Source organism: Pseudonocardia pini (genome assembly GCF_013870575.1).
GTDB lineage: Bacteria > Actinomycetota > Actinomycetes > Mycobacteriales > Pseudonocardiaceae > Pseudonocardia > Pseudonocardia pini.
Window position 1 is genome coordinate 1 of sequence record NZ_JACBXB010000161.1, and the last position, 8,929, is coordinate 8,929.

The 8,929-nt window shown below is 72.9% G+C and carries 7 protein-coding genes; 2 read left to right on the forward strand and 5 right to left on the reverse strand.

The window, feature by feature from the left end:
• Positions 1-141 precede the first annotated feature (141 nt).
• Positions 142-1,167: an NAD(P)-dependent alcohol dehydrogenase gene (locus H5J29_RS12030; protein ID WP_181781022.1), complete on the forward strand. Its 1,026-nt coding sequence runs from the start codon at positions 142-144 to the stop codon at positions 1,165-1,167.
• A gap of 3 nt (positions 1,168-1,170) precedes the next feature.
• On the opposite strand, the gene H5J29_RS12035 is transcribed toward H5J29_RS12030, so the two are convergent.
• From H5J29_RS12035 to H5J29_RS12045, 3 genes are all read right to left on the reverse strand, one after another.
• Entirely contained in the window at positions 1,171-1,734 is a 564-nt protein-coding gene (locus H5J29_RS12035; protein WP_312858175.1) for a P-loop NTPase family protein, read from the reverse strand.
• Positions 1,735-1,764: 30 nt separating this feature from the next.
• Positions 1,765-4,518 (reverse strand): DNA polymerase I, encoded by a 2,754-nt coding sequence (polA, locus tag H5J29_RS12040; RefSeq protein ID WP_312858176.1) that lies wholly within the window; start codon positions 4,516-4,518, stop codon positions 1,765-1,767.
• A gap of 86 nt (positions 4,519-4,604) precedes the next feature.
• On the reverse strand, positions 4,605-5,354 hold the full coding sequence (locus H5J29_RS12045; RefSeq protein WP_181781024.1) for a YebC/PmpR family DNA-binding transcriptional regulator: 750 nt from the start codon (positions 5,352-5,354) through the stop codon (positions 4,605-4,607).
• A gap of 266 nt (positions 5,355-5,620) precedes the next feature.
• Between H5J29_RS12045 and H5J29_RS12050 the strand changes: the two genes are divergently transcribed.
• Positions 5,621-5,818 carry a hypothetical protein gene (locus tag H5J29_RS12050; protein ID WP_181781025.1) on the forward strand — a complete coding sequence of 66 codons (198 nt, stop codon included), beginning with the start codon at positions 5,621-5,623 and terminating at the stop codon, positions 5,816-5,818.
• A 250-nt stretch (positions 5,819-6,068) separates the two neighbouring features.
• On the opposite strand, the gene purH is transcribed toward H5J29_RS12050, so the two are convergent.
• Together purH and purN are read right to left on the reverse strand one after the other, a co-directional pair.
• On the reverse strand, positions 6,069-7,622 hold the full coding sequence (gene purH / locus H5J29_RS12055; protein ID WP_181781026.1) for a bifunctional phosphoribosylaminoimidazolecarboxamide formyltransferase/IMP cyclohydrolase: 1,554 nt from the start codon (positions 7,620-7,622) through the stop codon (positions 6,069-6,071).
• Positions 7,619-8,242 (reverse strand): phosphoribosylglycinamide formyltransferase, encoded by a 624-nt coding sequence (gene purN, locus H5J29_RS12060; RefSeq protein WP_181781027.1) that lies wholly within the window; start codon positions 8,240-8,242, stop codon positions 7,619-7,621. The genes purH and purN overlap by 4 nt, the downstream gene beginning before the upstream one ends.
• Positions 8,243-8,929 lie beyond the last annotated feature (687 nt).

An 8,929-nucleotide genomic window follows, 5' to 3' on the forward strand; every position in this document is an offset into this window, starting at 1 on the left:
CGTGCGCTGCGCGCCGCTGTCCGACGGCGTCCTCCGCCTCGGGCCGGCGGACCTCACCGTGGCGCCCGCGTACGCGGAACTGCGTACTGCCCTGACGACCCCTTCACTGTGACTCTGGTCACTCTTGACGAGGGGGTCCCCATGCGTGCTGTCCGCCTGCACTCCTACGACGAGGCACCGCAGCTCGACGAGGTCGCGGAACCCGAGGTCCGCGGCCCGCACGACGTCCTCCTGCGGGTCGCAGGCGCCGGACTCTGCCGCACCGACCTGCACATCCGGGACGGCTGGTTCGCCCCCGCCGTCCCCGTCGACCTCCCCCTGACCCTCGGCCACGAGAACACGGGCGTGGTGGAGGCGGTCGGGTCGGCGGTGGGGGCGGTGGCGGTCGGCGACGTCGTGATCTGCCATCCCCAGCAGAGCTGCGGCACCTGCGCGGCCTGCCGGGTCGGCCACGACATGCAGTGCTCCGCCGGGCTCTCCTTCACCGGCGTGAACCGCGCGGGCGGCTTCGCCGACCTCCTCCTGACCTCCGATCGCGGCGTCCTCCGGATCCCCGCCGGGCTCGATCCCGTGGACCTCGCGCCGCACGCCGACGCGGGCCTCTCCGCGATGCACGTGGCCCGCAAGGCCGCGCCGCTGCTCGGGCCGGGCACCACCGTCGTCGTCCAGGGTGTCGGCGGGCTCGGACACATCGGGATCCAGTGCCTGCGAGCCCTCACCGCGGCGACGGTCGTCGCCGTCGATCCCGACCCGGCCGCCCGGGACCTGGCCACCGAGACCGGGGCCCACCACACCCTGCCCGCCGAGGGCGCCCCCGACGCCGTCCGCGACCTCACCGACGGCGCGGGCGCCCACGCCGTCGTCGACTTCGTGGGCGAGGGCGACGCCGTCGCCACCGCGCTCTCCATGGTCCGGCCCCGCGGGACGTACTTCGTGGTCGGCTACGGCGGTGAGCTGCGGGTGTCGACCTTCGCGCTCGTGCTGCCGGAGATCAGTGTGGTCGGCAACGCCGTGGGGACCTACGACGACCTGCGTGAGCTCGTGGCGCTCGCCGCCTCGGGACGGGTGGTGCTCCGGACCCGGCGCTACCCGCTGGCCGCCTTCGCCGAGGCCGTCGCCGACCTCGAGCAGGGCCGGATGCACGGCCGCGGCGTCCTGGTGCCGTAGGGATCAGCCGAGAGCGGCGGCGGGGCCGGACAGCCACGCCGCGATCTCGGCACGCGAGCCCAGGCGCACCACCGGGAGCTCGGGGCGCACGGCCAGGACCCGCCGGACGCGCGCGGCGGACTTCGGATAGGTCTTCCACGCCCACCGGACGATGTGGTCGGGATCGGTGAGGAAGGTGTGGAAGGGCGGCTCGACGTTGCCGTTCCAGAGCGGGATCCGGCCGAGTCGCCTGCGCAGCGTCCGCGGCACGATCTGGGCCATCACCCGCCACCGCGGCGGATCGAGCCAGATCAGGACCTCACCGCGCGGCAGCAGGTGCGGCCGGGCCTTCCCGTAGCCGAACTCCGTGATCCACGCGGAGCCCGCCGCCAGCGCCCGGACGTCCGCCTCGAACTCGGGCCGCTCAACCCAGTCGGGCCCGTGGAACAGACCGTCGAGGTCGGTGTACGGGATCCCGGTGCGCCCGGCGAGCTCGCGGGCGAGGGTGGTCTTGCCCGAGCCGGAGCAGCCGAGGACGAGGAGGCGACGAGCGGAGGAGGGCAGTGGATCAGTGGGTCCGAGCAGCACTCGGCCGATCATGCCCGGCCGGACAACCGGTCAATGCGCCGCGTCGTCCCAGCTCCGGCCGTAGCCCACCGACACCTCCAGGGGCACCGACAGGTCCTCGGCCGCCGCCATCTCCCGGCGGACCAGGGTCTCCACCGCGAGACGCTCGCCCTCCGCGACCTCCAGGACGAGCTCGTCGTGCACCTGCAGGAGCACCCGGCTGCGGAGGTTCTCCCGGGTCAGCGCCTTGTGGACCTCGATCATCGCGACCTTGATGATGTCCGCCGCGCTGCCCTGGATCGGGGCGTTCAACGCCATCCGCTCGGCCATCTCGCGGCGCTGGCGGTTGTCGCTGGTCAGGTCCGGCAGGTACCGGCGGCGACCCAGCATCGTGGCCGTGAAGCCCTCCTTGCGCGCCACGTCGACGATCGAGCGCAGGTAGTCCCGCACCCCGCCGAAGGTCTCGAAGTAGTCGTCCATGAGGCCCTTGGCCTCCTCCGTGGAGATGCGCAGCTGCCCGGACAGGCCGAACGCCGACAGCCCGTACGCGAGCCCGTAGTTCATCGCCTTGATCTTGGCGCGCTGGGCGGGGGTGACCTCCTCGGCCGCCACGCCGAACACCTTCGCCGCGGTCTCCGAGTGGAAGTCCCGCTTCGAGTTGAACGCCTCGATCAGGGCCGCGTCCTCGGACAGGTGCGCCATGATCCGCATCTCGATCTGGCTGTAGTCCGCGGTCATCAGCTCCGCGTACCCGGGGCCGACGACGAAAGCCTCGCGGATCCGCCGCCCCGCGGCCGTGCGGATCGGCACGTTCTGCAGGTTCGGGTCGGTCGACGACAGCCGCCCGGTCGCCGCGATCGTCTGCGAGTACGTGGTGTGGATGCGCCCGTCGGCCGCGACGGACTTGAGCAGCCCGTCGACGGTGATCTTGAGCCGGGTGGCGTCCCGGTGGATCAGCAGGTGCTGCAGGAACGGGTGCTCGGTCTGCTCGAACAGGCTCTGCAGCGCGTCCGCGTCGGTGGTGTAGCCGGTCTTGGTGCGCTTGGTCTTCGGCATGTTCAGCTCGTCGAACAGCACGACCTGCAGCTGCTTGGGCGAGCCGAGGTTGATCTCCTTGCCGATCACCTCGTAGGCCGCGTGCGCCGCCTCCCGGACCTGCCCGGCGAACTCGGCCTCCAACGACCCCAGGTGCACCTGGTCCACGGCGATGCCCGCCGCCTCGAGGTCCGCCAGCACGAACGCCAGCGGCTGCTCCAGCTCCAGCAGCAAGCGGGTCTGCTCCTTCTCGGCCAGCTCGGCGCCCAGCGCCTCGGCCAGCTCGGCGACCGCGGACGCGTTGACCATCTCGGTCTCGGCGTGCTGCGTGTCCGCCTCCTCCTCGCCGCCCAGCAGCGACAGCTGCCCGTCCCCCTCGGCGCCGTCCATCGCCAGCTCGCGCCGGAGGTAGCGCAGCGCGAGGTCGGCGAGGTCGAACGAGCGCTGGCCGGGCCGGGCCAGGTAGGCCGCGAGGGCGGTGTCGCTGGTCAGGCCACGCAGGGTCCACCCGCGCGAGCGCAGGGCGTGCAGCACCGCCTTGACGTCGTGCGACGCCTTCGGCACGGCCGGGTCGGCGAGCCACTCCCCCAGCGCCGCCTCGTCCTCCGGCTCGAGGAGCCGGACGTCCACGTACCCGGCCACCGGCACCCCGGCCGCGGCACCGGAGGCCCACGCCTCCACGGTCGGCTCACCCGCGGCCAGCGCGATCCCGACGAAGTCCCGCTCGGTGATCCCGCCCGCGACGCCCGAGAACGCCACGCCGACGCGGCGCCCGTCCCGCGCGTGCTCCGCGAGCCACGCCCCGAGCGCGCCGGGCGCGATGATCCCGCCCTGGACGTCGAACCCCGACTCGGCCTCCGGCTCGGCGCTCTGCAGCGTGGCGAACAGCCGCTCGCGCAGCACCCGGAACTCCAGCTCGTCGAACAGCCGGTGCACCGCGTCCCGGTCCCACGGCCGGACCTCCAGCTCCGCGGGCACCGAGTCCAGCGGGACGTCCTTCACCAGCTCGGTGAGCTGGCGGTTCATCAACACGCTCGCCAGGTGGGCACGCAGCGCGTCCCCCGCCTTGCCCTTGACCTCGTCCACCCGGTCGGTCAGCTCGCCGAGCGAGCCGAACTCGCGGACCCACTTCGCCGCCGTCTTCTCCCCGACCCCGGGGATGTTCGGCAGGTTGTCGCTGGGGTCCCCGCGCAGCGCCGCGAAGTCCGGGTACTGGGTGGGGGTGAGCCCGTACCGCTTGTCGACCTCCGCGGGGTCGATCCGGCCGAGGTCCGACACCCCGCGCTTGGGATAGAGCACCGTGACGTGGTCGGTGACCAGCTGGAACGCGTCCCGGTCGCCGGTGGTGATCAGCACGTCGAAGCCCGCGGTCTCGGCCTGCGTGGCGAGGGTGGCGATGACGTCGTCCGCCTCGAAGCCCTCGACCGCGAACACCGGGATGTTCAGCGCCTTGAGGACCTCCTTGATGAGGTCCACCTGGCCTCGGAAATCGTCAGGAGTCGTCGTTCGGTTCGCCTTGTAGTCCGCGTACCGCTCCGACCGGAAGGTCTTGCGCGAGACGTCGAACGCCACGGCGAGGTGCGTGGGCTGCTCGTCCCGCAGCTGGTTGATGAGCATCGACGTGAAGCCGTAGACCGCGTTCGTGGTCTGGCCGGTGCCCGTGCGGAAGTTCTCCGCGGGCAGGGCGAAGAAGGCCCGGTACGCCAGCGAGTGCCCGTCCAGCAGCAGCAGGCGCTTGGTGTCGGTCGCGTTCTTCGTCGGTGCGCTCACGGCTCGTGAGTCTAGGACCGCCCACCGACAGTTCCGGGCGGGGGAAGCCGCTCCCCCGCCCGGACCCCGGTGCTATCGGGTGAGCACTAGCCGACCTCGGCCATGACCTCGTCGGACACGTCGAAGTTGGAGTACACGTTCTGGACCTCGTCGCTGTCCTCGAGCGCCTCGATCAGCTTGAAGACCTTCTTGGCGCCCTCCACGTCGAGCTCGATCTGCATCGAGGGGAGGAATGTCGGGTCGGCCGAGTCGTAGTCGATCCCGGCCTCCTGCAGCGCGGTGCGCACGGCGATCAGGTCGGTGGCCTCGGAGACGACCTCGAAGCTGTCGCCGAGGTCGTTGACCTCCTCGGCCCCCGCGTCGAGCACCGCGAGGAGCACGTCGTCCTCCGAGAGGCCCGCCTTGGGCAGCACGACCACGCCCTTGCGCGTGAACAGGTACGCGACGGAACCCGGGTCGGCCATGGCGCCGCCGTTGCGGGTCATCGCGGTGCGCACCTCGGTGGCCGCGCGGTTGCGGTTGTCCGAGAGGCACTCGATGAGCAGCGCGACGCCGTTGGGGCCGTAGCCCTCGTAGGTGATCGTCTCGTAGTTGGCGCCGCCGCCGTCGGCACCGGAGCCGCGCTTGACCGCGCGGTCGATGTTGTCGTTGGGCACCGAGCTCTTCTTGGCCTTCTGGATGGCGTCGTAGAGCGTGGGGTTGCCGTCGGGGTCGCCGCCGCCGGTCCGGGCCGCGACCTCGATGTTCTTGATGAGCTTGGCGAACATCTTGCCGCGTCGGGCGTCGATGACGGCCTTCTTGTGCTTGGTCGTCGCCCATTTGGAGTGGCCACTCATCGGCTGCCCCGTCCCTCCTGAACTCGCGCGTGGCGCCCGCTGGTCACCACCGGACGCGCAGGGGCCAGAGTGCCGCCTGCCAGATCCCCGCCATGCTACCGACAGAGGCCCCGACCGGGCCGGGACCCCGCACATGCAGACATCAAGACATCGCGATGCGGCAACACTGACCTGCGCGGATAGAGTGAGCGTCGATCGACCTCGGGAGGAGCGCGACGTGATCGTGGGCGGCATCGTGGGCAAGGCCGCCGCGCGGGGTCTGGCTGGTGGTGACGGCGGTGTTCGTCGTCGAGCGGATCTGGACCGTCCGCCGTCGGGGCGCCCGCGGGATGGTGCTGGCGGCGCCGATCGTGCTCGAGTTCGGGTACGACCTGGTGCAGCAGGCCGTGTTCCTCGCCGCGGCGGGCGCGATGCTGCAGGGCCGAGACGCCCGCTGGCACCACCTCAGCCCCGCTGCGCTCTGAGGACGACGGCGCCCGATGTACGGGAAGGTCGGGAACACCGCGTTCATGGCCGCGCCCGCAGGCACCCTCGCCGTCGGGGGGCTCGACGTCCTGTGGTGGCTGGTCGCGGGCTGCACCCTGGTCGCGGCCACCCTCGCCCTGGTCCGCCTCCTCCCCACCCGAACGACACTCCCCACCCGAACGACACCCAACGCGCGAACGGCGCTGTCGCGCGGCAGGTCCGCACGACAGCGCCGTCGGCGCGACAGGGTCAGTGGGCGAAGTGGCGGGTGCCCGTGAGGTAGAGGGTGATGCCCGCCTCGGCGGCCGCGGCGGTCACCTCGTCGTCCCGGATCGAGCCGCCGGGGTGCACGACGGCCGTGACGCCGCCGTCGATCAGGACCTGGAGGCCGTCGGGGAAGGGGAAGAAGGCGTCGGACGCCGCGACCGAGCCCGCGGCCCGCTCGCCCGCGCGGGACACCGCGAGCCGGCAGGAGTCGACCCGGTTGACCTGCCCCATCCCGACCCCCACCGCGGCGCCGTCGGCCGCCAGCAGGATCGCGTTCGACTTCACCGCGCGGCAGGCGCGCCAGGCGAAGGCCAGGTCGGCGAGGGTCCGGGGGTCCGCCGCCTCGCCCGTGACCAGCTTCCAGGACGACGGGTCGTCCCCGGGCGCGTCGACGGCGTCGCGCTGCTGCAGCAGCAGGCCCCCGGTGATCGGCCGCAGCTCCGCGCCGACGCGCGCGACCTCGCCCGTCATCCGCAGCAGCCGGATGTTCTTCTTCGCCCTCAGGATCTCCAGGGCCTCCGGCGCGAACCCGGGCGCCAGCACGACCTCGGTGAAGATGTCCTTGACCTGCTGCGCCATCGCGACCGACACCTCGCGGTTGGTGGCGATCACCCCGCCGTAGGCGCTGACCGGGTCGGTCGCGTGGGCCTTGCGGTGCGCCTCGGCGACGTCCGCCCCCACGGCGATGCCGCACGGGTTCGCGTGCTTGATCACCGCGACGGTCGGCTGGTCGCCGTGGTCGTGGGCGGCGCGCCAGGCGGCGTCGGCGTCGACGTAGTTGTTGTACGACATCTCCTTGCCGTGCAGCTGCTCCGCGCCGGCGAGCCCGGGGGCGCCGGACGTGTAGAGCGCCGCGGCCTGGTGCGGGTTCTCGCCGTAGCGCAGGGTGGCCTTCCTGGTCCAGGTGGCGCCGACCCATTCCGGGAACGGGGAGTCACCCGGCGCCAGCACCGATCCCATCCAGGACGCGACCGCGACGTCGTAGGCCGCAGTGTGCCGGAACGCCGCAGCCGCCAGCCTGCGCCGGTCCGCCAGGGTGAACCCGCCCGCGCCGATCTGCTCGAGCGCCCACTGGTAGGTGGTCGGGTCGGTGATCACCGCGAGGCTGTCGTGGTTCTTCGCCGACGCCCGGACCATCGCGGGGCCGCCGATGTCGATCTGCTCGACGCACTCGTCCGGCGTCGCCCCGGAGGCCACGGTCTCGGTGAACGGGTAGAGGTTCGAGACGAGCAGGTCGAACGGTGCGATGCCCAGCTGCGCCAGCTGCGCCAGGTGCTCCGGCTTGCGGGTGTCCGCGAGCAGGCCCGCGTGCACCCGCGGGTGCAGGGTCTTGACCCGCCCGTCGAGGCATTCCGGGAAGCCGGTCAGCTGCTCGACCGGGGTGACGGGGACCCCGGCGTCGGCGATGCGCTGCGCGGTCGAGCCGGTGGAGACGATCTCGATCCCGGCCGCGTGCAGCCCGGTGGCGAGGTCGAGCAACCCGGCCTTGTCGTAGACGCTGATCAGGGCCCGCTTGACCGGCCTGCGTTCGCTCACTGGACTCTCTTTTCGTTGCACAGCGAGGCGACGGTGCTGACCAGCAGCCGGCGCTCCGCGACCTTGATGCGTTCGTGCAGCTCGGCCTCGGTGTCGCCGGGCAGCACGGGGACGGCCTCCTGGGCCAGGATCGGCCCGGTGTCCACCCCGGCGTCGACCAGGTGGACGGTGGTCCCGGTGACCGTGACGCCGTGGGCCAGGGCGTCGCGGACCGCGTGCGCACCCGGGAACGCGGGCAGCAGCGCGGGATGGGTGTTGACGATCGGGCAGCCGATCCCGTCGAGGAACCGGGCCCCGAGGATCCGCATGAAGCCGGCACAGACGACCAGGTCGGGCGCGTGCTCGAGGGTCGCGCGGAGCAGCGCGGCGTCCCACTCCGCGCGGTCGGCGAACCCTTTGGGGGACACCGTGAACACCGGTGCGTGCGCCCGCTCGGCACGCTCCAGGGCCGCGACCCCGGGCCGGTCGGTCCCGACGGCGACCACCGCGGCGGGGAACTCGGCCCCCGCGTCGAGCAGGGCCTCTAGCAGCGTGCCCGATCCCGAGGCGAGCACGACGAGCCGCGCGCGCGTGGGGTGACCCGCCCGCTCGGCGGGGTCTGCGCTCGACGGGGCGGGCACCTGTCTCCTCGGGCGGGCGGCTGGGGGAACCCCACCAGCCTAAGCGGCGACGACGGTCACAGCGCGAGGACCCGCCCTCGCTGGGGGGAGCGGTCGACAGTCGGCCGCTCCGGTTCCAGGGGGTGGATCATGGTCTCCTCGGCTGCCTCCCGCCATGCCCCTCGCTTCCGCAACGCGACGCGCTCGCCGACGGCCGCAGAGCGGGCTGTGCTCCATGGTGCGGGCGATCCGCCGGATCACGCGCCCGGCTCGGCCGGGTGGTGACCTGTCCCGATCAGCCCGCACGATCCACGAGCCGACCGCTCCACTCCCCCAGGGTGGATCAACGCTCCCGGGCCGCCTTCTCCTCCGCCTGCCGCTTCCGCAGTGCGACGAGCTCGCCGACGGTCCGCGGGGCCGGCTCGGCCTCGGCGGGGCGGCTCTCCGAGGGGATCACCTCGGTGGCAGAGGCACCGTCTGCCGCTCGGGTGCGGTCGGGTCGGGCCGCGTCGGGCTGGGCGGATTCGGGCCGGGCGGATTCGGGCCGGGCGGATTCGGGCCGGGCGGATTCGGGCCGGGCGGATTCGGGCTGGGCGGATTCGGGCTGGGCGGGGTCGGCCGCCGGGGTCCGGGACCTGCCTCTCGTGACCTCGGGCTCTGTGGACCGGGGGTTGGTGGGTGGGGCGGAGCGGTCTTCGCGTGGGGTGG